The sequence below is a fragment of the Streptomyces sp. NPDC031479 genome (genome assembly GCF_055581065.1).
This window is the reverse complement of record NZ_JBVIKC010000028.1, coordinates 27,713-49,047: the sequence shown is the minus strand read 5'-3', so window position 1 is coordinate 49,047 and position 21,335 is coordinate 27,713. Positions and strand designations below refer to the sequence as shown.

Genomic DNA, 21,335 nt, shown 5'->3' with positions numbered 1-21,335 from the left:
GCAAGCGCGCCACTGGAGCGGAACCACGCCCTCCGGCCGATCGGGCCGCGGGCGCGGACCGCGCGGGCCGATCCCGCCCCGCTCCCCGGCCACCGCCGCCAGCGGTGCGCCGGACCCGGTACGACCCACGAGGTGCATGTGTCCACGCTCCAGGCCGAACACGTCTACAAGGTGTTCGCAAGGCGACCCGGCGACAGGACGGCCGCCGTCCGGGCCCTCGAACGCGGCGCCGACCGCGACGAGCTGCGCGCCGACGGCACGACGGCGGCCGTCATCGACGCCTCCTTCCGCGTCGAGCCCGGCGAGATCTTCGTCGTCATGGGGCTCTCGGGCTCCGGCAAGTCCACCCTCCTGCGGATGCTCAACGGTCTGCTGGAGCCCACGGCGGGCCGCATCCTCTTCGACGGCGAGGACCTCACCGGGCTCGGGGCGCGTGAGATGCGCCACGTACGCTCCACCAGGATCTCCATGGTGTTCCAGCACTTCGCGCTCTTCCCCCACCGCGACGTGCTGGCGAACGCCGCCTACGGTCTGGAGGTCCAGGGCGTCCCCCGGGCCGAGCGCGAACGGCGCGCCGCCGAGGCGCTGACGCTGTGCGGGCTCGGCGGCTGGGAGAAGTCCTGGCCCGACGAGCTGTCCGGCGGCATGCAGCAGCGCGTCGGCCTCGCCCGCGCCCTGGCCACCGACGCCGACCTGCTCCTGATGGACGAGTCCTTCAGCGCCCTCGACCCGCTGATCCGCCGCGACATGCAGGACCAGCTCCTCGAACTCCAGCGGACGCTGAAGAAGACCATCGTCTTCATCACCCACGACCTCAACGAGGCCATGAGACTCGGCGACTCCATCGCCGTCATGCGCGACGGCCGCATCGTCCAGCAGGGCACGGCCGAGGACATCCTCACCCGTCCCGCCGACGACTACGTCGCCTCCTTCGTGCAGGACGTCGACCGCTCGCGCGTGCTCACCGCCGACGCCGTCATGGACGAGGCCCCCGACGACGCCCCCGACGGGGCGGACGGCTGCACCTGCCCCACCGTCAGCGCCGACACCCCGCTGGCCGACCTGTGCGCCGTCAGCGCCCGGGTCCCGCACGCGGTGAGCGTCACGGACGCGGAGGGGGCCGTCGTCGGCTCCGTCCCGCAGGACCGGCTCATCGCCTTCATCGGTGACGAACAGCGGCCCCCGATGGCCTGCGCCTGCGCGGAGGTGGCCGCCTGATGCCCCGCCTGCACCTCGGCGCCTGGGCCGACAGCACCGTCGACTTCCTCCAGCGCCACCTGTCCTGGCTCTTCGACGCCATCAGCACCGTCGTGACCGGCCTCTACGACGGCATCGACGCGGTGCTCTCCGCGCCCGCCCCGCTGCTCTTCGCGGGCATCCTCGCGGTCGCCGCCTGGTGGCTGCGCGGGCTGCTCGCCGGCCTGCTGGCCTTCGCCGGATTCGCGCTCGTGGACTCGGTGGCGCTGTGGGACGAAGCCATGTCCACGCTGTCGCTGGTCCTCGTGGCGACCCTCGTCACACTCGTGTTCGCCCTGCCGCTCGGCGTCTGGGCGTCCCGCTCGGACCGGGTCAGCGCCACCCTGCGGCCCGTCCTGGACTTCATGCAGACCATGCCCGCCATGGTCTACCTGATCCCCGGCATCATCTTCTTCGGCGTGGGCGTGGTCCCCGGCATCATCGCCACGATCATCTTCTCGCTTCCGCCGGGCGTACGGATGACCGAGCTCGGCATCCGCCAGGTCGACGCGGAACTGGTCGAGGCCGCCGAGGCCTTCGGCACCACCCCGCGCGACACGCTCGTGCGGGTCCAGCTCCCGCTGGCCCTGCCCACGATCATGGCGGGCGTCAACCAGGTCATCATGCTCGGCCTGTCCATGGTGGTCATCGCCGGCATGGTCGGCGGCGGCGGACTCGGCGGCGCCGTCTACCGCGCCATCGGCAACGTCGACATCGGCCTCGGCTTCGAGGCGGGCGTCTCCATCGTCATCCTGGCCATGTACCTGGACCGGATGACCGGTGCCCTGGGCCGCCAGGTCTCCCCGCTCGGCCGCCGCGCCCTGGAGAAGACCCGGTCGGCCGCGAGCGGCGCGGCCCGGCTCTGGAGCCACCGTCCGCAGCCCGCGTACGCCGTCACCGGCGCCGTCGTCCTCGCCCTCGTGGCCGGCGGCATGAGCACCTTCGGCGCCCACGAGGAGCAGGGCCCGGCCGGCGCCGCCGACATCGGCAAGGGCCGCAAGGTCTCGCTCGGCTACATCCCCTGGGACGAGGGCATCGCCTCGACCTTCCTCTGGAAGGAGCTGCTGGAGCGCCGCGGCTTCAAGGTCGACGCCCGCCAGCTGGAGGCCGGCGCGCTCTACACCGGCCTCGCCGGCGGCCAGATCGATTTCCAGACCGACTCCTGGCTGCCCGTCACGCACGCCCAGTACTGGCAGAAGTACGGGAACAAGCTGGAGGACCTCGGTTCCTGGTACGGACCCACCTCGCTGGAGCTGGCCGTCCCCTCGTACATGAAGGACGTCCGCTCGCTGGCCGACCTCAAGGGCAGGTCCGGCGAGTTCAAGGGCCGGATCATCGGCATCGAGCCGAGCGCCGGCGAGATGTCCATCCTCAAGGACAAGGTGCTGGGGGAGTACGGCCTCGACGGCGAGTACGAGGTCGTCGACGGATCCACCCCGGGCATGCTCGCCGAGCTGAAGCGGGCCTACGAGAAGAAGGAGCCCGTCGCGGTCGTCCTCTGGTCCCCGCACTGGGCCTACTCCTCGTACCGGCTCACCAAGCTGGAGGACCCCAAGGGCGCCTGGGGCAAGGGTGACGGCATCCACACCCTGGCGCGCAAGGGCTTCTCCGACGACGAGCCGAAGGTGGCCGAGTGGCTGCGCTCCTTCAAGCTCACCGAGGCCCAGCTCACCGGCCTGGAGGCGAAGATCCAGGAGACCGGCAAGGGGCAGGAGCAGCAAGCCGTGCGCGCCTGGCTGAAGGACCACCCCGAGGTGGACGAGCTCACCTGACCGGGCCCTGCCGCCCGAACCCTGCGTACGCCGCGGCGCGCGGGACCGTCGTGGTCCCGCGCGCCGCGGCGTTCCCGGTGCGGCCGGTTCAGCCCACCGGCACCCGCTCGGCCTCCGGCCGGGCCGCCCGGTGCTCACCCCCGCGGGGCCGCGGTCGCAGCGGCCACCACAGGGACCGGCCCAGCAGCGCGGCCAGCGCGGGCACGAGCACGATCGACAGGACGAAGGCGGAGAGCAGGATCCCGACCGCCGTCGCGAAACCGGTCTGTTGCGTACCGGGATGCGGGCTGACGGCCAGGCTCCCGAAGGACGCGGCGAGCACCAGCCCGGCGGTCGCGATCGCCGGCGCGGTCTGCCGTACGGCGCGGGCCACCGCAGCCCGGGCCGGTCCCGGCCGCTCCATCTCCTCCCGGATCCGGTCGCTGATCAGGATGTTGTAGTCGGTGCCCAGCGCCACCACGAACAGGAACAGCACCAGCGGGAGCGTGAAGTCCACGCCGGGCCGACCCAGCCCGTGCTGGAAGACCAGCGTCGAGGCCCCCAGCGTGGCGGCGAAGCCGAGTCCGACCGCGAGCATCAGCACCAGCGGCGCGAGCACGCTCCGCAGCAGGACCAGCAGGATGACGGCGATCAGCACCGCGGCCACCGGGAAGATGACCTTCAGGTCCTTGTCGACGGCCACCGCGATGTCGGCGAACACCGACGCCGTTCCGCCGACATGGGCCTCGGTCCCGGCGGGCAGGTTCGCGCGGACCGTCTTGCGGACCGGCCCGGAGACGAGGTCGCGGGCCTCCTGTCCGGCGGACTCCACCGTCAGCAGCAGGTCGATGCGGGCCGCCTTCCCGTCCTCGCTGAGCACGGTCGGAGCCACCCGGCCCACTCCGGGCACCCGGGCGAGCGCCCCGGCCAGCCCGGCCACCCGTTCCGCGCCGAGCGGCGCGCCGTCCCGGGCAGCGACGAGCACGCTCGTCGGGTCCGAGACCCCGGCGGGCAGCGAGCGGGAGATCTCCGCGGCCGTCAGCACGGCACCGGTCCGCTCCCCGTCCCCGCCGGACTGCCCGTAGTCCACGCGGATGCCGGCCAGACCCGCCGTCAGCGCGCCGAGCAGTACCACCGAGGCGAGGACCAGCGCCACCGGACGCCGGGCCGTCAGCCCGCCGAGCCGCCCCGCCAGGCCGGCGCGCGGCTCCCGCCGCAGGGCGCGCGAGGGCCAGAACATCTTCCGGCCGCTCACGGCCAGCAGCGCCGGCATCAGCGTCAGGCTGCCCAGCAGCATCACCAGCACGGACACCGCGATCGCCGGGCCCAGCACCCGGAACTGGCCGAAGGAGGCGATCCCGAGCGTGGCGAACGCGGCGACGATCGTCAGCGCGGCGGAGGTGACGGCCGTGCCCACCCGGCCCGCGACCTCCGCGGCGGCCTTGCGTCCCGTCTCCCCGGGGTGCAGCCGAAGCCGTTCGCGGAAGCGGAACAGCAGGAAGAGGAAGTAGTCGATGCCGATGCCCATGAGCACCACGTTGATCAGCGCGGGGGTGGAGGGGGCCAGCCGGATGCCGGTCGCCATCGACGCCAGGATCACCGACCCGGCCGCCGCGCCCCCGATCACCGCCATCGCGAGCAGCGGCAGCAGCGCCGCGAGCACACTGCGGAAGACCAGTACGTGGAGCAGCACGATCAGGCCCATGACCACCGCGCCGACCACCGTCGACCGGGTCTTCTCCGCGTCGGCGGTGTCCACCGTCGCGGCCAGCCCGCCCGTGAACCCCGTGCGCAGGCCCGCCTCCCGGAACGCCGTCCGGGTCTGCTCCCGGAACTCCCGGTAGGTGGACTGCACCCCGGGGTCCTGCGGATTGCCCTTGAGCTCCACGGACAGCAGCCGGAAGGAACGGTCGGGGGCCGTCATCCCGGCGCCGATCCGGGGGATCTGGGAGTGGTCCTGGGTGAAGGGCGGGTCGTCCTTGCTCCTCGGCATGACGATCTTCCGTCCCGCCAGGCGCGCCGACACCTCCTCGATCCTGCGTTCGTCGGCGGCGCCGAGCGCGCCGCCGTCCGTACGGGCCACCAGCACGGTCAGCGGATCGCTGTCGGGCCGTGCGCCGAAGTGGTCCTCGGAGATCCGCAGCGCGGCCGCCGAATCGTAGGTGGCGGGCAGGAAGCCGTCGTTGCCGGGCTGGGTGGCGCGGAAGACGAACACCTGGCCCAGGATGGTCAGCCCGATGCCCAGTACCGCCCAGAGGACGATCACCTTCCATGCGTTCCTCGTCGAGCATCCCGTCAGGGCGCGGATCACTGTTCTCCTCCGGTCGGTCCGTTGCGACTGCGCCGGGGTGCCCGGCACGTATCCAGACCATCACCGGCCGGGCGGGAAAACGTCCTGGTCAAGGAGGAGTTCCCGGCCGGTACCAGGGTCCGGGGACGGGCCCGGACCAGGACTCCGGTCCTGGTCCGCAGCGGTCCCCGGGGACGGCGACCGGGGTGCGGGCCGGTGCGAGAATGGACGGACGAGGGCGGCCGGGACGGCGGTCCGTGGGGGAGGACCGACACCGATGAGCACGACGCGCGCCGACCGGCTGACGTGGACGCGCAACGACGCACTGGTGGCCGTCGGCGCCACGGCCGTGGACCTCACGGGCTTCGCCTTCGACACCCAGTTCGAGGACGCCCCGCTGGGGGTCACCACGGGGGCCCTGGTGGTGGCCGCGGGACTGGCCCTGGTCGCCAGGCGCCGCCACCCGGTGGCGACGCTGGCGGTGGTGCTGCTCCTGGGCGTGGTGGTGAACGTGGTCACCTCGGTGTCCCCGCACTTCGGTCTCGCCCCGGCCGTCGCCCTGTACTCGGTCGCCGTGGCCCGCGGCCCCGCGGTGGTGGCCGTGGCCGCCCTCCTGACGGCGCCGTTGAGCAGCCTGGGCCAGGGCGGCCTGCCGTTCGACTCCGGCTACGGCGTACTCGCCAACGTGGCGGCCACCCTCCTCGTCGTCGTCACCGGCCTCCTGGTCAAGCGCTGGCAGCGGGAGACCGAGGCCAACCGGATCCTGCTCGCCGACCGCGCGGTGGCCGAGGAACGCCGCCGGATCGCCCGGGAACTGCACGACATCGTGGCCCACCACATCACCACCATGCAGCTGATGGCGGGCGGGGCCCGGGCCAATCTGGCGCACGATCCGGAAGCGGCCCGCGAGGCCCTGGTGACCCTGGAGGGCTCCGGCCGGCTGGCGCTCGGGGAGATGCGGCAGCTGCTGGACGTGCTGCGGGCCGGGGAGGAGCCGGAGACGGCCCCGCCCGCCCCGCAGCCCGGTGCCGGGGACCTGGACCGGATCATCACCGAGTCCCGGCTCGCGGGGATGGAGACGGAGTTCACCGTACGGGGCCCGGTCCGCCCGCTCCCGCCCACCGTCGGCCTGACGGTGTTCCGGGTGGTGCAGGAGGCCCTGACCAACGCCCGCAAGCACGCCGGGGACGCACGGGCCCACGTACGGCTGACCTACCGCCCGGACGAGGTGACGGTGGAGGTGAGCGACGACGGACCGGGCAGCGGATCCGGAACGGCCCCCGAACGGCCGCCCGGCCGCGGCGGGTACGGTCTGATCGGAATGCGTGAACGCGTCGCCCTGCAGGGCGGCACCCTGGAGGCCGCCCCGCTCGACGCGGGCGGGTTCCGGGTCGAGGCCCGGCTCCCGGTCCCCTCGGGAGCCGGTACCGCCGACGGAGAGGAATCCCCCCGATGATCCGCGTGCTCATCGCCGACGACCAGCCGCTGGTCCGGCGGGGACTGGCCCTGATCCTGGCCCCCCATTCGGACGTCGAGGTGGTCGGCGAGGCAGGGAACGGGGCGGAGGCCGTGGAACTGGCCGGCCGGCTGCGCCCCGACGTGGTGGTCATGGACATCCGGATGCCCGAGCTCGACGGGGTCCAGGCCACCGGCGAACTGGCCCGCACCCGGCCCGAGTCCCGGGTGCTGGCGCTGAGCACCTTCGACATGGACGAGTACGTGGTCGCCGCCCTGCGCGCGGGCGCCTACGGCTTCCTGCCCAAGGACGTCTCCCCCGAGGAACTCATCGCGGCCGTCCGCACCGTCCACGCCGGCGAGGCCGCCGTCGCGCCCCGCCTGCTGACCCGGCTGATCTCCACCTACGTACGGGCCTCCCCGCGCGAGCCCCGGCCCGCCACCGCCCCGGCGTCGCCCACCGGACTCACCCCGCGCGAGCTGGAGATCTGGCGGCTGCTGGCCGGCGGCTTCGACAACGCCGAGATCGCCGCGGAGCTGGACATCAGCATCTCCACGGTCAAGAACCACATCACCGGCATCTTCGGCAAGCTCGGCGTCCGCGATCGGGCCCAGGCGGTCATCGCCGCCTACGAATCCGGACTGGTCGAGGCCGAACGGAAGCCCGCTTGATCACCAAGTGTCCGCAGAGCACCCGGTGCGGACCGGTGGAATCCCCTCTGACCAGCCGGAACACTGGAGGATTCGCCCGTGCGGAGCAGGCGTCGGTCATGGCACAGTGCGTGGAGTGACCCCGCCCGACCAGGGAGCCGCCATGCGTGATCCGCAGACCGTGCCGCCACCGACGCGCGCGCTCGCGCCCGAGTTGCGGGCGGTGCGGCCGGGCCCGCTGCCCTCCTGCCCGGTGTGCGCCGAAGCCCCGGAACGGATCTCCTGGCGCCAACGCCCGGGCGAGCCGGTGCTCCTGGTCTTCGAGCCCTGCGGCCACCGCCACGGCTCCCCGGCCCCGCCGGTCCTGGCCGTCACCCCGCCGGCGCCGTACCCCGGGCGATGAGCGCGCCACGCCGCTCCTCCAGCATGTCGACGCACTCCCGGATGCCCGGCGCGGGCTCGGGGGAGGCGTCACGGACCGCCTTCACCGCCATGATGCGGCGGTCCAGCAGCAAGAGGCCGTCCACGTGCGCGCGTACGTCCTCGGGCAGCGTCTCCCAGACCGGGACGACCGGGTTCTCCATGGCCGTATTGAACCCCGGACCGAACCCCCGTGGCCAGGGGCCCTTGCGCCCCGCGGGTCAGCCGCCGGGGACCGGACCGCGCATGTGCGCGCTGACCCACTGGATCAGCGCCCCGTCGTGCATGCCGGGGACGTACGTGCGCGCGTTGTGCCCGCCGCCCTCGTCGACGTGGAACCTCGTCTTCACGGGGCCCGTTCCGTACTGCCGGATGAAGTTCTCGACCAGCGGCCGGCAGCGCACGTCGCTGCCCTTGGTGCCGACCTGGAAGGCGAGGTAGACCTCGGGCCCCTTGCGGTCGATGAGCCGCCGCGCCAGCTCCGGCGGACTGTTCTCCAGCTTCTCCCGGGGATACCCGCGCCACAGACGGGAGTCGGGCAGGATGTCGGGACCCCCGGCGATCACGGCCTTGAACCGGTCCGGCTTCTGCAGCACCGCCTTGAGCCCCGCGAAACCCCCGGTCGAGCTCCCCATGAACGCCCATCCGTCACGGGACTTGATGGTCCGGAAGGCCGACCGCACCAGATCGGGCACGTCCTCGGTCAGCCAGGTCCCCATCTTCGGCTGCCCCGGGATGTCGCTCCCGTCCCAGTAGAGGCCTTCCTTCCCGTCCGTCCGGGGGTTGAGCACCGGCATGGCCAGGATGAACGGCAGGCTGCTGCCGTCCCTGGACCACGCGGAGATGCTCGCCTCCAGCTTGAGGTTGCGGTCCATCCAGTAGTTGACGGGGAAACCCGGCCCGCCCGGCAGCGCGATCATCACAGGGAAGCCACTGTGCGCGTACCGGGCCTCCTTGTACTGGGGCGGCAGCCACAGCCACACCTTGCCCGTGAACCCCGACTTCTTCCCCGCGAGGGTGGTCACCAGCACCTTGCTGCCGTCCTCCGGGATCGTCGCGGCGATCCTCAGCTCCGGCGCGGGGCCCGTGGGCAGTTGGGTCAGGGCGTCCACGGGCGCGCCGCGCGCCCGCCCCCCACCCTCGTCGAACCGTACGGTGTCACCCGTGTCGGAGAACGCGTCGTCACGGACGAGCGCACCTCCGACCAGAACCCCCGCGACGGCCACCGCCACCGCCGCCCCGATCCACCGGCGCCGTCGTGGGCGCCCGCGGTGCCGTCCCGCACCGACCGTGTCGTTCACGGCAGCAGTATGTCCCTTTCCGCCGGAAGCGGACCTGTGGCAGGCCCGTCGGGCGGACCTCGTATCCTGCAACGGAGCTCGGCCCCGAGCAGTTTCGAAGGGCCGTGCCGCGCCCCGGGCGCGCGCACGGCGGGAAAGGGAGACCCCTGATGGACGTGCAGCACTTCGAGCGGATCACCGCGTTCATCGAGGCGCGGCTGACCCCGCTGTTCGACGCGGAGACCGGAAGTGAGCGCGGTTTCGCGATGGACGACACCTCCCGGGCCCTGCGCGCGCTGCGCAACAGCGTGCTGGAGGCGTCGGCGGTGAAGGGGCTCTTCGAGCAGCGGGAGACCGCCGACCAGCGGATGCGCAACGTCATCGACCAGTCGGTGGAACACCACTGGGACGTGCTGCGCGGCATCGCCCGCCAGTGGGAGGACCACGCCGACTTCCGCCGCGAGTTCAAGCGCCACGCCTGGCAGCTCGAAGCCGCCCCGGCCGTGCCCGCCGAGGCCTGAGCCGCCCCGGTTCCCCGGGCGGCGCCGCCCGGGGAACCACGGCCGGCCCGAGGGCGGGGACTACCGGCTGGGCGCGCCGCCGATCAGGTAGTCGACCCGGCGCCGCAGTCCGCTCCAGCGCCGGTCGTGGTGGTAGGCGCGCTTGAGGGACCGTGCCCGTGCCCTCGGCCGTCGCCGGTAGAACCTGCGCGCCCACGGGGACACCGGCCGGGCCAGGCGCACCGCGGCGACGAGCGCGATCAGCGGGACGATCGCCCCGAGCACGGCCATCCGCGGCTTCCCCTTGAACAGGGCGACGACGGCCAGCAGCAGGTTGCCCACCACCGTCCCGACCGCGGTCAGCCGGCTGTGCTCCTCGTCCGGCGTCAGCCCGTCCACGCCGAGCGGCAGGAACCCGCACAGCAGCAGGGCCGCGAGCGCCGAGGTCATGATGACCACCTCGACGCTGATGGTCCCCTCCTTGCTCCAGTAGACGTCGCTCAGGTGCAGGATCAGCGCGAACTCGTCCAGCACCAGGCCGGTCCCCATGCCGAACAGCACGGCCGCGATGCAGGAGCCCCACCCCGTGCGGCCCCCTGCGATCGCCGTGAACCCGCCCACGGTCATCAGCACCACCCCGGGCACGGCGTGGTGCACGTGCAGTCCACCCGGTGTGACATTGCGGAACGGGCCCTTCCCGGCCCGGATCATCCGGGTGATGACCCGGGTGACGGCGAAGGTGACCACGAACGCGGACAGCGCCAGGAGCAGCGGCAGTTTGCCCGGCTCCAGGATGTTGCGGTACCACCATGAGCCCATGCCGTCACCCTCCCGGCCCCGGCCGGGCCGCGCACCGTGGGGACGGCCGTTCGGGCCCCGCGGCCCGTCAGGCCGCGGCGGCCCCCTGCCGCGGTGCGGTCGCGGCCTGGTCCGCCTCCCGGGCGGCCCGGCGCAGGGCCGCGTCCTCATCGGTGTCGGCGTCGTAGGAGATCAGCTTCGGAAGCAGCGCGGCCAGCAGTGCCACCGAGGCCACGCAGGCGAGTCCGCCGCTCCAGAACGCCGGACGGGTACCGGTCCACCCGGCCATCGTGCCCGCCCGGACCTGGCCGAGCTGCGGACCGCAGCTGTACGAGAGCACCTCGATGCCCGCCAGCCGCCCGCGCAGCTCTTCCGGGATCGTCTGGTTCCAGATCGTGGCCCGCCCCAGACCGCTCAGCATGTCGCCCGCGCCGGCCACCGCCAGGCACAGCAGGACGAGCCAGATCCCGGAGATCCAGCCCGCCGCCGCGATCGCCAGACCCCACACGGCCGCCCCGCAGACCACCAGCAGTCCGTGCCGCCGGACGCGCGACACCCAGCCGCTGGTCAGCCCCAGCACCAGGGAGCCCACCGCGCCCGCCGCGTACATCGGGCCGAGCGCCCACACCGCGTCGAGCTCGTCGGCGAGGAAGGGCAGGATGGCGTTCGGGAACGCGAAGAACATCGCCGCCAGGTCGACGGCGTACGTGCCCAGCAGCACCGGCCGGCTCCACGCGTACCGCGCGCCCTCGGCGATGCCCCGCAGCGAGGGGCGCGCCCCGCCGCCGACCGGGGGCGCCGGGCTGAGCCGCGTACACAGGAGCACCGAGACGAGGAACCCCACGACGGTGACGCAGTACGCGGGCGCGTACCCGGCGTACGCGACGACCACGCCGGCCAGCGCCGGGCCGGCGATCGCGCCGAACTGGTAGCGCAGCCCGTTGAGCGCGGCCGCGGCGCTCAGCTGGTCGTGCGGCACGATCCGCGCCATCAGCGAGTCCAGCGCGGGCCTTTGCAGTCCGGTCAGCGCGGACACCCCGGCCGCGACCACGTACAGCGGCCACAGCAGGGGATGCGGCAGCAGCGCGTTCACCAGCAGCACCAGGGACAGGACCCCGAGCCCGGCCTCGGTCAGCAGGATCAGCCGCCGGCGGTCGACGGCGTCGGCGAGGGCGCCCCCGTAGAGCCCGCAGACCAGCAGCGGGACCAGCTCCACCGCGCCCATGGCACCGACCGCCAGCGGAGAATCCGTCAGATGCTTGATCTGGAGCGGCAGGGCGATCATCGCCATGAACGAGCCGAAGAAGGTGACCGTCCCCTGGAAGAAGAGCAGCCGGAAGTCACGGCTGGAGCGCCACGGGGACAGATCGGGCAGTACGGAGGACAATCGGGATCCAGTCACAACGGATCATCGTGCGCGGGCCCCTCCCGCCACGGCAACGCATTTTCTCCCCGGACGGGCGAATACGCGGCCCCGCGCGTGGCATCGGCGTCCCGCCGTGGCACCCATGGTGCATGCCGCCGGTGTCCCCGTTCCTGCGCACGGCCGCGTCCTACGCGTGGCGCCTGCTGGTCGTGGGCGCCGCCGTGTACGCGGTCTTCGTCGTGCTGGGCCGCTTCCACGAGATCACCGTGGCCCTCTTCCTCGGCCTGGTCATCACGGCCCTGCTGGGCCCGCCCACCCGGATCCTGGCCCGATGGATGCCCCGCTCCCTCGCGGTCGCCGTGAGCCTGGTCGGCAGCGCCGTGCTGCTGATGGGCGTGCTCGCACTGGTCGGCGAGGCGGTGGCGGGGGAGAGCGGGACCCTGGTCAGGGAGTTCCGCGAGGGCCTGGTCAGCATCGAACGGTGGCTGGCCCGGCCGCCCTTCCGGCTGGACCCGCACGCCCTGTCCGACCTCCAGTCGAAGATCGGCTCGTACCTCTCCAGCCACCGCTCCACGCTGCTGAACACGGCCGTCACCGGGGCCGGGCAGCTCGTGCAGGTGTTCACCACGCTGGCGCTCGCGGTGTTCTCCTCGGTGTTCTTCCTGCACGGCGGCGGCCGGCAGTGGGCCTGGTTCTGCGAGCAGCTCCCGGAATGGATGCGCAGGCGGGTGGCCATCGGCGGGCGCGCGGCCTGGCGCACCTTCAACGGCTACACCCACGGGATCGTGCTCGTCGCGGCGACGAACGCCCTCCTCGTCGGGGTGGCCCTCTACCTCCTCGGCGTTCCGCTGGCCGTCCCGCTGGCCCTGCTGGAGTTCGTCGCCGCCTTCGTGCCGCTCATCGGGTCGCCGGTCGCCCTCGCCGTGGCCGCGGTGGTGGCCCTCGCGGCGAAGGGGCCGGTGACCGCGGCCATCGTGGTCGCGCTGATCGTGGTCATCGGCCAGATCGAGGGGCACCTGCTGCACCCGCTCGTGATGAGCTGGGCGGTACGGCTGCACCCCCTGGTGGTCGCGGTCTCGGTGGTCGCCGGCGCCATCGCGGCCGGAGTGGTGGGCGCGGTGGTCGCGGTCCCGCTGGTCTCGGTGACCTGGTCGGTCCGCTGCGCCCTGCGCACTCCCGCTCCCGGGCCGCCGTGACCGTGCGGTCCCCTTACCGTGGAAGGTGGGGGCGACGTGGAAGGCGGTTGCCATGGCGGAGCACACGGCCCGTGGAACGGCGGCGGGCGAGCTGGAGGACGGCCGGTTGCTCAAGGAGCTGGAGACCATCCACCGCACGCGCCACGAGACCCTGCTGCACGGGTCGGACGACGCGCTGGCCACGCACACCCAGCGGCTGAAGGAGCTGGAGGAGGAGTACCTCCGGCGCCATCCGCGGCGTGCCACCGCTGCCGGCCGGACGCGTACGGGGGCCCGCGCCCGTACCACGGCCGAGGACTGACACCGGAAGCTGGTCCGCCCCGCGAATGCGCGGGGCGGCACACGCCTTCTGCCCGACGCGGCCCCGGCGAAACCCGGACGGCCGAACCGTGCGTGCGTGGCGCCCACCCCTCGGTGAGGTGAGGGGGAGACGATTGCCTATCAGGTGAGCCTTCTTTGCATCGTGTGAGACAAAAATGTATCGTACGAGGCGAAGGAGGCTCATTCCATGCGTGAAGAAGAACTGCTCGATGCCGTGGCGCGCGTCCTTGCGGGCGATCACAGCGCCTCGATGGTGCAGATCGCCGCGGGCGTCGGTACCAGCCGCGCCACGCTCGGCCGCCGCTACGCCACGCGCGAGGCGCTGATCAAGGCGGTCGCCGCCCGGTCGATCGAGGTGGTCGACGGCTGCCTCGCCCCCGCCGACCTGCACGCGGAGCGCGCCGACGGCGCCTCCTTCGACGCGGCGCTGGAGGAACTGGTCGTCGCCCTGCTGCCCGCCGCCCACCTGTACGGGTTCACCTCGCGCGACGCCACCGTGCTCGCCGACCCCGCGTTCCGCGCAGGGATCGAGCGCCAGGACCAGCGGGCCCTCGCCTTCCTCGCCCTCGGCCAGCGGCTCGGACGGCTGCGCACCGACCTGCCGCCGTACTGGATCTGGTACTCCCTCTGGGGCCTGCTCGACGCCGCCGCCGAAGGCGTGCGCGACGGCCACCTCGCCCGCCGGGAGATCGGCCGCCTCGTCCTGACGTCCTTCCTCGGGGGAGCGCGTCCCCCCTGGCCGCAACCCGCCCCCACCGCCTGATCCGCCGCCCCGGGCGGCATGCACAGACCAGAACGGAACCCCATGCACACCCCCACGCGGGACCCGCGCCGCTGGATCGTCCTGGCGATCCTCTCCGGCAGCCTCCTGCTCATCTCGATGGACACCACGATCCTCAACGTGGCCTTCCCCTCGCTCGTCGCCGACCTGCAGCCCGGCGCCGTGCAGCAGCTGTGGATCATCGACGTCTACGCCCTCGCCCTGTCCGGCCTGCTGGTCACCGCCGGCGCCCTCGGTGACCGCTGGGGCCGCAAGCGGCTCCTGATGACCGGCTTCGCGATCTTCTCCGTGGCCTCGCTGATCGCCGTGTTCTCCACCGAGGCCTGGCACCTGATCGCGGCCCGCGCCCTGCTCGGCATCGGTGGCGCGGCCATCATGCCGTCCACGCTCTCGCTCCTGCGCACCGTCTTCACCGACGCCAAGGAGCGCGCCTTCGCGCTCGCCGTGTGGGCCGCCGTCTTCGGCGGCGGCATGGCCTTCGGCCCGGTCGTCGGCGGCCTCCTGGTCCAGGACCACGGCTGGCACTCCGCCTTCCTGCTCAACCTCCCCGTCGCCGCCCTGATCGTCGCGGCCGGCCTGCGCTACCTGCCCGAATCCCGCAACCCGCGCAGCACCGGCCGCTGGGACTGGGCCGGTGTCGCCCAGTCGATCGTCGGCATGCTCGCCCTCGCGGGCGGCATCAAGGAGCTCGGCAAGGCCGGGGTCGGCGACCCGCTGCCGTGGGCCCTGCTGGCCGTGGCCCTCGTCGCGCTCACCGTGTTCGTCCGCCGTCAGCTGCGCGTGGACACCCCGCTGCTCCAGGTGCGGCTGTTCACCAAGCCCGCCTTCAGCGTCGCCGCCGCCGCGATCTTCCTGCCGATGATGGGGATGGGCGCGATCCTCTTCCTCGTCACCCAGTGGTTCCAGTACGGCCAGGGGTACACCCCGCTGGAGGCCGGACTGCGGCTGCTGCCCGCCCCGCTCGCCCTGATCTGCGCCTCGATGGTCGCGCCCACGCTGATGCAGCGCTTCCCGATCCGGCACGTCCTCGGTGCCGGCCTGGTGGTCCTCGCGGCCGGCATGGCCCTGCCCTGGAGCCTCCAGCAGTTCACCGGCCTCGGCTACCCGGCCTTCGCGGCAGCCCTGACGGTCATGGGCCTGGGCGCGGGCCTCGCGACCACCGTGGCCTCCGTGACCCTGGTCTCCACCTCGCCCGCCGACGAGGTCTCCAGCGCCGCGGCGATAGAGGAGACCTGCTACGAGCTGGGCTCCGCGATGGGCGTGGCCGTCCTCGGCAGCACCGCCGCCGCCCTCTACCGGGGCAACCTGCCGGTGCTCGACCTGGACGGCCCGGCCGCCGATGCCGTACGGGACTCCGTGGGCGAGGCCGCGCACACCGCGCAGCAGCTGGGCGGAGCCGTCGGGCAGGCCCTGCTGGAGACGGCCTCGCAGGCCTACACGCTGGCGATCACCCCGGCGTTCCTGATGGCCGGAGCCCTCGCGGTCGCCGCCGCGGCCACCACCTGGGCGCTGATCCCGCACGACCTGCGGCCCACCGAGGACCACTGACCCGTCGGCCACCCGGGGCCGTACGGCCACCCAGGCCCTACGGCCCCTACGGCCCCCGGTCCGCCGGTCCGCCGCTCCCGATCCGCCGCTCCCGGCGCCGCCCTCACCGCGGTGCCGGGAGCGGCCCCGTCTCCGGGGAACCGGCCCGGACCGGAGCCGGGTGCGGGGCCGCCGGGGCCGGGCCCAGCGTGGTCGTGCCCGGGGCCGCCGCGCGGTGCCCGAGCCCGGTGCGGTACGCGTCCATCGCGGCCTCGGTGCGGCCCGCCCGCCGCAGCAGGTCACCGAGCAGCCGGCACACGTCCGCCAGATCGCCGTCCGCTCCGCTGCGCTCCAGGAGCGACAGCGCCCGCACGTAGTGCTCCTCGGCCGCCTCCGTCTCCCCGCGCTCCTGTGCGACCAGCCCGAGCAGCCGGTGCGCGCCCCCCGCGTGCACGGCCGCCCCGGCCACGCTCCCACCGGCCGCGTCCGGTTCCAGCAGCCCCGTGACCAGGTCCACCGCCTCGTCGTACCGGCCGAGCCGCCGCAGCACGTCGGCCAGCTCCACCTCCACCTGCGCGGTGTACAGCACCGCCCGCCGGGCCGTCAGCATCTCCCGCGCGCACCGCAGCTCCCACTCGGCCGCGTCCAGTTCCCCGTGCTGCGCCCGGACGTACCCGCGCATCCAGTGGCAGTGCGCCAGGTCGGTGCGCAGCCGCAGTTGCCGGTACACCGCCTGGGCCTTGGCCAGCGCGGCGTCGGCGTCGGCCGTCCGCCCGTCGGCGAGGAACGTCCGCGCCACCTGCCGGTGCATCCCCGCCACCAGCGCGGGGTCCCCGACCTGCGGGGCCAGCGCCAGCGCGAGTTCGGCGGCCTGCGCCGCCCGGGTCCGCGCGCCCATGTCGAGGTACGGGCCGATCACCGCGGTGTAGAGCAGGACCAGGGCCTCCGGATCCCCGAGGCCGCCCGCGTTCAGCGCGTCGATCGCGGACTCCAGCAGGTAGCAGGCGTAGCGCAGTTCACCGGCGAGCAGGTGCACGACCGCGCGGCCGCGCACGGCCCGCGCCCGCCGCGGCAGCGGCTCCCCGGACAGCAGCAGTTCCGCCGCCTCGAAGTGCCCGGCGGCCTCGGTCAGCGCCCCGGACTCCAGGGCGCACTCGCCGAGTCCGAGCAGCGCCTCGGCCCGCTCGTCGGTGAGGCCCAGGCGCTCCGCCTCGGCGAGCAGCCGGCCGAACTGCGGGGCCGCCTCCCGCGCCGTGCCGGTGGCGAGGGTGCTCTGGGCGTCGGTCAGGGCGAGGCGCAGCGCGGTGGCCAGGCCGGCCGGCCGCCCCGTGGCCAGCTCCTCGAACGAGGTCCCGAGCCGTCCGGCGAGGAAGCGCAGGGCGGTCTCCGAGGGCCGCACCTTCCCCGCCTCCAGGGTGGACACGTAGGCGGGGGTGTAGTCGGGCTGCGCCAACTGCCTCTGGGTCAGCCCGCGTTCCCCGCGCAGCCGCTGCACCCTGCGCCCGATCTCGGCCGGTTCGTCCATGAAATCCCCTCGCTGTGCCGACGCTTGCTCCAACTCCCCAGTATCGAGCGGGAGTCACCCATTGCGCACGCCCCGCGCGCCGCCTAATTTAAGCAGCCGGTTCAGCAGACTTAAGTTCGCGCTTAACACGCTTCTCCGACCCCCCACCCCACCCCTGCTCCAGGCGGAGGACTTCATGACACCAGCCGTCCGGCCGGCCCTGCGCGCGGCCCTCGCCGCGCTCTGCGCGGGCGCCGCACTCCTGACCGCCACCGCGCCCGTCGCGGCGGCCGAACCGCCCCACCGCACCGCCGTCGAGGTCGAGATACCCGGTCCGGAGCACGGCGGCGAAGCCGGCTCCGGGCACGTGCGGGTGCCGGCCACCGGGCCCGCCAAGGCCGCCTCCCGCCTCTCGGGGGCCGCCCGGGAAGCCGACGGCCAGGTCACCAAGATGATCGACAACGGTCCCACCGCGGACCGGCTGGACGTGGTCGTGATCGGCGACGGCTACACCGCCGACCAGCTCGGGCAGTTCCACGCCGACGCCCGCGCCAAGTGGGCCGAGGTCACGGCCGTCGAGCCCTACACGACCTACCGCGACCTCTTCAACGTCTGGACCGTGGACGCGGTCTCGGCCCAGTCCGGCGTCTCCGGCGACCCCGGCCCGGACACCGTCCGCGACACCGCGCTCGGCTCGTACTTCTGGTGCGAGTCCATCGAGCGGCTGCTGTGCGTGGACCAGCCCAAGGTGGACGCGTACGTGGCCAAGGCGCCCGCCGCCGACCTGGTCATCGTCCTCGCCAACAGCGCCAAGTACGGCGGGGCCGGGTACAACGAGCCCAGTGCCACCCTCGGTTACGAGGGGATCTCCACCGCGTCCGCCGGACACCCCAAGTCCGGCCAGGTGGCCATCCACGAGACCGGGCACTCCCTCGGCAAGCTCGCCGACGAGTACTTCTACCCCGGCGTTCCCGACTACGAGAAGTACACCGGCCCCGAGCCCGCCGACGCCAACACCTCCACGCTGGACGCCGACAAGATGGCGGGGCAGCGGGCCAAGTGGTACCGCTGGCTGGGCGAACCGTCCCCCGACGGCGGGACCGTCGGCGCGTACGAAGGCGGCGGCTACTACGTCACCGGCCTCTACCGCCCCACCGACAACTCGATCATGCGCGTGCTGGGGAAGCCCTTCAACCTCCCGGGCGTCGAGGCGATGATCGGCGGATTCCACCGCCACGCGAACCTCGTCACCGCGCTCACCCCCACCGACCGCGCCCTGCGACCGTGGCACACCGCGAAGGCGGCCGTTCCGCGCCTGGCCGGAGCGGACGGACGGCAGCCGGTGGTGCGCTGGTACCTCGACGGACGGGAACTCAAGCGGTTCGCGGGCCGGGACGAGGTGCGCGTGGCCGACCTGTGGCTGCTCGACCTGCGGGCCCACAAGCTGACGGTGACCGCCGAGGACCGGACCCCCGCGGTCCGCGACCCCGCCGTGGCCCGGACCCTCACGTCGACGGTGAGCTGGACCGTCCGGCTCTGACGCGGGCGCGGGCGCGGTCGGCCGGGTGACGGCGCCGGTTCAGGTGCGTCGCGGCCCGGCCGCGTACGTCCAGAACCCGCGCATCACCGCCGGCGGGGTAGGGCCGTTCATCTCCAGCTGGGTCAGCAGGACGGCGGCCGTCCCGGTGGACGGCACGATGTGCGCGGCCGTGCCCGTACCGCCCACCCAGCCGTAGCGGCCGGGGACGTTCCACGGATCCCGTGCCGCGACGTCCACGGAACCGCCGAAGCCCCAGCCCTGCCCCTCCAGGAACAGTTCGCCGCCCCTGCGCTGGGCCGGTGTCAGCCAATCGGTCGTCATCTGCCGTACGGAAGAGGGCTTCAGCAGGGCCCGTCCGTCGTCGGCGCGCCCTCCGGCGAGCAGCATCCGCGCGAAGGCGTACAGGTCGGGCGCGGTGGAGACCAGACCGCCCGCGCCCGAAGGGAACGCGGGCGGGCGGCTCCACTGGCCGTCGGGGGCGTCCACCAGCTCCGGCGCACCGCCCTCGGGACCGGCGCGGTAGTAGCCCGTGAACCGGCCGAGCACGCCCTCCGGGACCGAGAACGCGGTGTCGGCCATCCCCAGCGGCCCGAAGATCCGCTCCGTCAGGAAGCCGGGCAGCGTCCGCCCCGAGACCCGGGCGATCAGCACGCCGAGCACGTCGGAGCAGGTGTTGTACAACCACGCCTCGCCCGGCTGGTGCAGCAGGGGGATCCGGGACAGGGCCGCCATCCACTCGTCGGGCGGCGCGATCCGCTGCGGCTCCGGGGAGCCCTGCCGGAGCTCGCTGAACAGCAGTCCGACGGCCGGGTGGCTGAAGTCGGACGGGAAGCCCCAGCCGGCCCGGAAGGTCAGCAGGTCCTCGACCGTCACGGGCCGCAGGGCCGGCACCACGTCGTCGACGGGCCCGCCGGGCCGGCGGACGACCACCGGCGAGGCCAGCTCCGGCAGCCAGGGCGCCACCGGGGCGTCCAGGGTCAGCAGACCCTCCTCGGCGAGCATCAACACCGCGGCCGCGATGACGGGCTTGGTCAGCGACGCCACCCGGAACAGCGAGTCCGGGGCCATCGGCGTGTCCCCGCCCGCCTCCGCGTGGCCGAGGGCCACGGACTCGACCCGGTCGCCGTGCGCGACCAGGGCCACCGCACCGGGCGCCCCCGCGCCGCCCACGTACGGTTCCAGGACCTCGCGCAGACCGCTCATGGCTTCACCTTCCGGAGGGCGGGGTGGGGGTGGGGCGCCCGGAGCGGGTCCCACAGGGCGCGGTGGTGTGCGGAGGCCGCGTCGACCGGACGGATCCCGCCCGGTCCCGGAGCCAGTATCAGCACGGAGGCGGCGCGAGGGGCGAACCGCGGCCACACGGCGGCGCCCGGCCCGCCCGGCCCGCCAGGCCCGTCGGGCCCCTCCGGCCCGTTCGGCGAGGTCCCCGGGAGGCTACGGCCGGGGGAGTGTCCGGCCCGCAGCCCCGTACGGGCGCGGCACAGACCCGTTTGCCCGCCCCGAATGGCGCAGTGCCGGTCCGGGGCGCTGAATGTAACGAAGCGTGCGATTCCCATGACGCACGATGACCGGCGCGCGACGTGTAGACCCGCGTGTCGGCGAACGGAGCTTTCCATGAATGACCCCAGCACCCTCGCGGCCACCCCACACGACGACCGCGACGGTCCACCCCGCACCCCGGACCCCGCCCCGGGCCGACCCCCGGCCGGCACCTCCGCCGCCACCCCGGCCCCCGCCGACGGCGCCCCGTCGGTCACCGCCCCGCCCGCCCCCGCCCCGGCGGCGGTGCCGCCGGAGCCCGGTCCCGGCGCCGGGAACCACCCCGGACCCCCCAACGAACCGATGCGCACCCTGCTGGAGACGGCGGCCACCTGCCGCCCCGTCGAGGAGGTCACCGCCCTGGTGAGCCTCCTGAAGCAGACCGGCCAACCCCCCAGCCCCGGCCACGACGCACTGCGCGCGGCCGCCGTCTCCCGGCCCGTCCACGAGGTCCGGCGGATGGTCGCCCTGCTGGCCGAGCAGCCGCAGGAGGAGGCCGAGGCCGACATCACCCTGCGGGCCGCGGCGGTCGGCCGGTCCATCGAGGACGTCGCCCTCCTGGCGAGCATCCTGGGGCCCGACAAGGCTCCCGAAGGGCCTCCCGGCGATCCTGTCGGCGGGCCCGCCGACGCGTCTCCCGCCGCGTTCCGGCCCACCCGGCCGCCCCTGGCGCCGCCCCCGCCCCCGGAGCGCCGGCCCGCTCCCGCGGCGCCCCCCGCGCCGGTGACCGTCCCGGCCCGGGACCGGGGCGCGTTGCGCCACGTCCTGCGCTGGCCCACGGCCGCCGCGCTGTCGCTGTGCGGGGTCCTGCACCTGCCGCAGGACCTGGCCGCGGCCCTGCCCGGCGGGGACCCCGCCCGGTGGGCGGCACCGGCCACGGCCCTGCTGTGCCTCCTCGTCGGCGCGCTGCTGGCCATACGGGACACCGCGGTGGTCTGGCGGGCCACGGCCGTGGCCGCCCTCGCGGTGGTCACCCTGCACGTCGTGGGCGGTGTGGTGTTCTTCGACCCGCTCCTGGGCGCGCTCGGCGGGGCGTACCCCTGGGCCGGCGTCACGGCGGTGCTCTGCCCCGGCGCCGGGGCGGTCCTGGCCGGCCTGGCGCTGACGTACCGGCCGGCGCACACGGGGTCAGGCGGTACCGCCTGACCCCACCCGGACGAGGGGCCCCGGCCGCTTACTG

The 21,335-nt window shown here is 74.1% G+C and carries 19 protein-coding genes; 12 read left to right on the top strand and 7 right to left on the bottom strand.

Annotated features, from left to right (window positions below; all coding sequences use genetic code 11):
- Positions 1-138 precede the first annotated feature (138 nt).
- Positions 139-1,218, top strand: coding sequence for a quaternary amine ABC transporter ATP-binding protein (locus ACZ5D2_RS26800; protein WP_371681073.1), 1,080 nt, complete (start codon positions 139-141; stop codon positions 1,216-1,218).
- Entirely contained in the window at positions 1,218-3,008 is a 1,791-nt protein-coding gene (locus ACZ5D2_RS26795) for an ABC transporter permease/substrate binding protein (protein ID WP_371675182.1), read from the top strand. The genes ACZ5D2_RS26800 and ACZ5D2_RS26795 overlap by 1 nt, the downstream gene beginning before the upstream one ends.
- 88 nt (positions 3,009-3,096) lie before the next feature.
- On the opposite strand, the gene ACZ5D2_RS26790 is transcribed toward ACZ5D2_RS26795, so the two are convergent.
- Complete coding sequence (locus ACZ5D2_RS26790; protein ID WP_468932666.1) at positions 3,097-5,253, bottom strand: MMPL family transporter; 2,157 nt, start codon at positions 5,251-5,253, stop codon at positions 3,097-3,099.
- A 301-nt stretch (positions 5,254-5,554) separates the two neighbouring features.
- Here ACZ5D2_RS26790 and ACZ5D2_RS26785 point away from each other — a divergent pair, with 301 nt between their 5' ends.
- The 3 genes from ACZ5D2_RS26785 to ACZ5D2_RS26775 all read left to right on the top strand — a co-directional run bounded on the left by ACZ5D2_RS26785 (position 5,555) and on the right by ACZ5D2_RS26775 (position 7,786).
- Positions 5,555-6,733 (top strand): sensor histidine kinase, encoded by a 1,179-nt coding sequence (locus ACZ5D2_RS26785; RefSeq protein WP_468932663.1) that lies wholly within the window; start codon positions 5,555-5,557, stop codon positions 6,731-6,733.
- Entirely contained in the window at positions 6,730-7,404 is a 675-nt protein-coding gene (locus ACZ5D2_RS26780; protein ID WP_371675179.1) for a response regulator, read from the top strand. Before ACZ5D2_RS26785 ends, ACZ5D2_RS26780 begins: the two co-directional genes overlap by 4 nt.
- A 142-nt stretch (positions 7,405-7,546) precedes the next feature.
- Positions 7,547-7,786 (top strand): hypothetical protein, encoded by a 240-nt coding sequence (locus ACZ5D2_RS26775; RefSeq protein WP_371675178.1) that lies wholly within the window; start codon positions 7,547-7,549, stop codon positions 7,784-7,786.
- Here the strand turns inward: ACZ5D2_RS26775 and ACZ5D2_RS26770 are convergent.
- On the bottom strand, positions 7,755-7,967 hold the full coding sequence (locus ACZ5D2_RS26770) for a hypothetical protein (protein WP_371675177.1): 213 nt from the start codon (positions 7,965-7,967) through the stop codon (positions 7,755-7,757). The two genes, ACZ5D2_RS26775 and ACZ5D2_RS26770, sit on opposite strands and share 32 nt — an antisense overlap.
- 57 nt (positions 7,968-8,024) lie before the next feature.
- On the bottom strand, positions 8,025-9,104 hold the full coding sequence (locus tag ACZ5D2_RS26765) for an alpha/beta hydrolase (RefSeq protein ID WP_371675176.1): 1,080 nt from the start codon (positions 9,102-9,104) through the stop codon (positions 8,025-8,027).
- 149 nt (positions 9,105-9,253) lie between these two features.
- Between ACZ5D2_RS26765 and ACZ5D2_RS26760 the strand changes: the two genes are divergently transcribed.
- Positions 9,254-9,604 carry a hypothetical protein gene (locus tag ACZ5D2_RS26760; RefSeq protein ID WP_280917208.1) on the top strand — a complete coding sequence of 117 codons (351 nt, stop codon included), beginning with the start codon at positions 9,254-9,256 and terminating at the stop codon, positions 9,602-9,604.
- A 60-nt stretch (positions 9,605-9,664) separates the two neighbouring features.
- On the opposite strand, the gene ACZ5D2_RS26755 is transcribed toward ACZ5D2_RS26760, so the two are convergent.
- Positions 9,665-10,402, bottom strand: coding sequence for a hypothetical protein (locus ACZ5D2_RS26755; RefSeq protein ID WP_371675175.1), 738 nt, complete (start codon positions 10,400-10,402; stop codon positions 9,665-9,667).
- Positions 10,403-10,469: 67 nt separating this feature from the next.
- Positions 10,470-11,783, bottom strand: coding sequence for an MFS transporter (locus ACZ5D2_RS26750; RefSeq protein WP_371675174.1), 1,314 nt, complete (start codon positions 11,781-11,783; stop codon positions 10,470-10,472).
- 113 nt (positions 11,784-11,896) lie between these two features.
- Here ACZ5D2_RS26750 and ACZ5D2_RS26745 point away from each other — a divergent pair, with 113 nt between their 5' ends.
- The 4 genes from ACZ5D2_RS26745 to ACZ5D2_RS26730 all read left to right on the top strand — a co-directional run bounded on the left by ACZ5D2_RS26745 (position 11,897) and on the right by ACZ5D2_RS26730 (position 15,593).
- Complete coding sequence (locus tag ACZ5D2_RS26745; RefSeq protein ID WP_371675173.1) at positions 11,897-12,943, top strand: AI-2E family transporter; 1,047 nt, start codon at positions 11,897-11,899, stop codon at positions 12,941-12,943.
- A gap of 52 nt (positions 12,944-12,995) precedes the next feature.
- Complete coding sequence (locus tag ACZ5D2_RS26740) at positions 12,996-13,244, top strand: DUF6158 family protein (RefSeq protein ID WP_371675172.1); 249 nt, start codon at positions 12,996-12,998, stop codon at positions 13,242-13,244.
- A gap of 207 nt (positions 13,245-13,451) precedes the next feature.
- Entirely contained in the window at positions 13,452-14,027 is a 576-nt protein-coding gene (locus ACZ5D2_RS26735; RefSeq protein WP_371675171.1) for a TetR/AcrR family transcriptional regulator, read from the top strand.
- A 42-nt stretch (positions 14,028-14,069) separates the two neighbouring features.
- Complete coding sequence (locus ACZ5D2_RS26730; RefSeq protein ID WP_371675170.1) at positions 14,070-15,593, top strand: MFS transporter; 1,524 nt, start codon at positions 14,070-14,072, stop codon at positions 15,591-15,593.
- A 103-nt stretch (positions 15,594-15,696) separates the two neighbouring features.
- Here the strand turns inward: ACZ5D2_RS26730 and ACZ5D2_RS26725 are convergent, their stop codons facing one another.
- The gene (locus tag ACZ5D2_RS26725) at positions 15,697-17,097 is read right to left on the bottom strand and encodes a tetratricopeptide repeat protein (RefSeq protein ID WP_371675169.1); all 1,401 of its coding nucleotides are present in this window, start codon (positions 17,095-17,097) and stop codon (positions 15,697-15,699) included.
- A 175-nt stretch (positions 17,098-17,272) separates the two neighbouring features.
- Here ACZ5D2_RS26725 and ACZ5D2_RS26720 point away from each other — a divergent pair, with 175 nt between their 5' ends.
- Complete coding sequence (locus ACZ5D2_RS26720; RefSeq protein ID WP_371675168.1) at positions 17,273-18,616, top strand: M64 family metallopeptidase; 1,344 nt, start codon at positions 17,273-17,275, stop codon at positions 18,614-18,616.
- A gap of 39 nt (positions 18,617-18,655) precedes the next feature.
- Here ACZ5D2_RS26720 and ACZ5D2_RS26715 read toward each other — a convergent pair whose 3' ends face one another.
- Positions 18,656-19,819 carry a serine hydrolase domain-containing protein gene (locus ACZ5D2_RS26715; protein WP_371675167.1) on the bottom strand — a complete coding sequence of 388 codons (1,164 nt, stop codon included), beginning with the start codon at positions 19,817-19,819 and terminating at the stop codon, positions 18,656-18,658.
- 411 nt (positions 19,820-20,230) lie between these two features.
- Here ACZ5D2_RS26715 and ACZ5D2_RS26710 point away from each other — a divergent pair, with 411 nt between their 5' ends.
- Entirely contained in the window at positions 20,231-21,301 is a 1,071-nt protein-coding gene (locus ACZ5D2_RS26710; protein ID WP_371675166.1) for a hypothetical protein, read from the top strand.
- The last annotated feature ends 34 nt before the right edge of the window (positions 21,302-21,335 follow it).

Bases quoted from the DNA above. Each gene is read 5' to 3' on its own strand.
- ACZ5D2_RS26785 (WP_468932663.1), top strand. From the start codon at position 5,555: ATGAGCACGACGCGCGCCGACCGGCTGACGTGGACGCGCAACGACGCA.
- ACZ5D2_RS26710 (WP_371675166.1), top strand. From the start codon at position 20,231: ATGAATGACCCCAGCACCCTCGCGGCCACCCCACACGACGACCGCGAC.
- ACZ5D2_RS26715 (WP_371675167.1), bottom strand. From the start codon at position 19,819: ATGAGCGGTCTGCGCGAGGTCCTGGAACCGTACGTGGGCGGCGCGGGG.
- ACZ5D2_RS26720 (WP_371675168.1), top strand. From the start codon at position 17,273: ATGACACCAGCCGTCCGGCCGGCCCTGCGCGCGGCCCTCGCCGCGCTC.
- ACZ5D2_RS26735 (WP_371675171.1), top strand. From the start codon at position 13,452: ATGCGTGAAGAAGAACTGCTCGATGCCGTGGCGCGCGTCCTTGCGGGC.
- ACZ5D2_RS26755 (WP_371675175.1), bottom strand. From the start codon at position 10,402: ATGGGCTCATGGTGGTACCGCAACATCCTGGAGCCGGGCAAACTGCCG.
- ACZ5D2_RS26795 (WP_371675182.1), top strand. From the start codon at position 1,218: ATGCCCCGCCTGCACCTCGGCGCCTGGGCCGACAGCACCGTCGACTTC.
- ACZ5D2_RS26725 (WP_371675169.1), bottom strand. From the start codon at position 17,097: ATGGACGAACCGGCCGAGATCGGGCGCAGGGTGCAGCGGCTGCGCGGG.
- ACZ5D2_RS26780 (WP_371675179.1), top strand. From the start codon at position 6,730: ATGATCCGCGTGCTCATCGCCGACGACCAGCCGCTGGTCCGGCGGGGA.
- ACZ5D2_RS26730 (WP_371675170.1), top strand. From the start codon at position 14,070: ATGCACACCCCCACGCGGGACCCGCGCCGCTGGATCGTCCTGGCGATC.
- ACZ5D2_RS26775 (WP_371675178.1), top strand. From the start codon at position 7,547: ATGCGTGATCCGCAGACCGTGCCGCCACCGACGCGCGCGCTCGCGCCC.
- ACZ5D2_RS26760 (WP_280917208.1), top strand. From the start codon at position 9,254: ATGGACGTGCAGCACTTCGAGCGGATCACCGCGTTCATCGAGGCGCGG.
- ACZ5D2_RS26745 (WP_371675173.1), top strand. From the start codon at position 11,897: ATGCCGCCGGTGTCCCCGTTCCTGCGCACGGCCGCGTCCTACGCGTGG.
- ACZ5D2_RS26770 (WP_371675177.1), bottom strand. From the start codon at position 7,967: ATGGAGAACCCGGTCGTCCCGGTCTGGGAGACGCTGCCCGAGGACGTA.
- ACZ5D2_RS26740 (WP_371675172.1), top strand. From the start codon at position 12,996: ATGGCGGAGCACACGGCCCGTGGAACGGCGGCGGGCGAGCTGGAGGAC.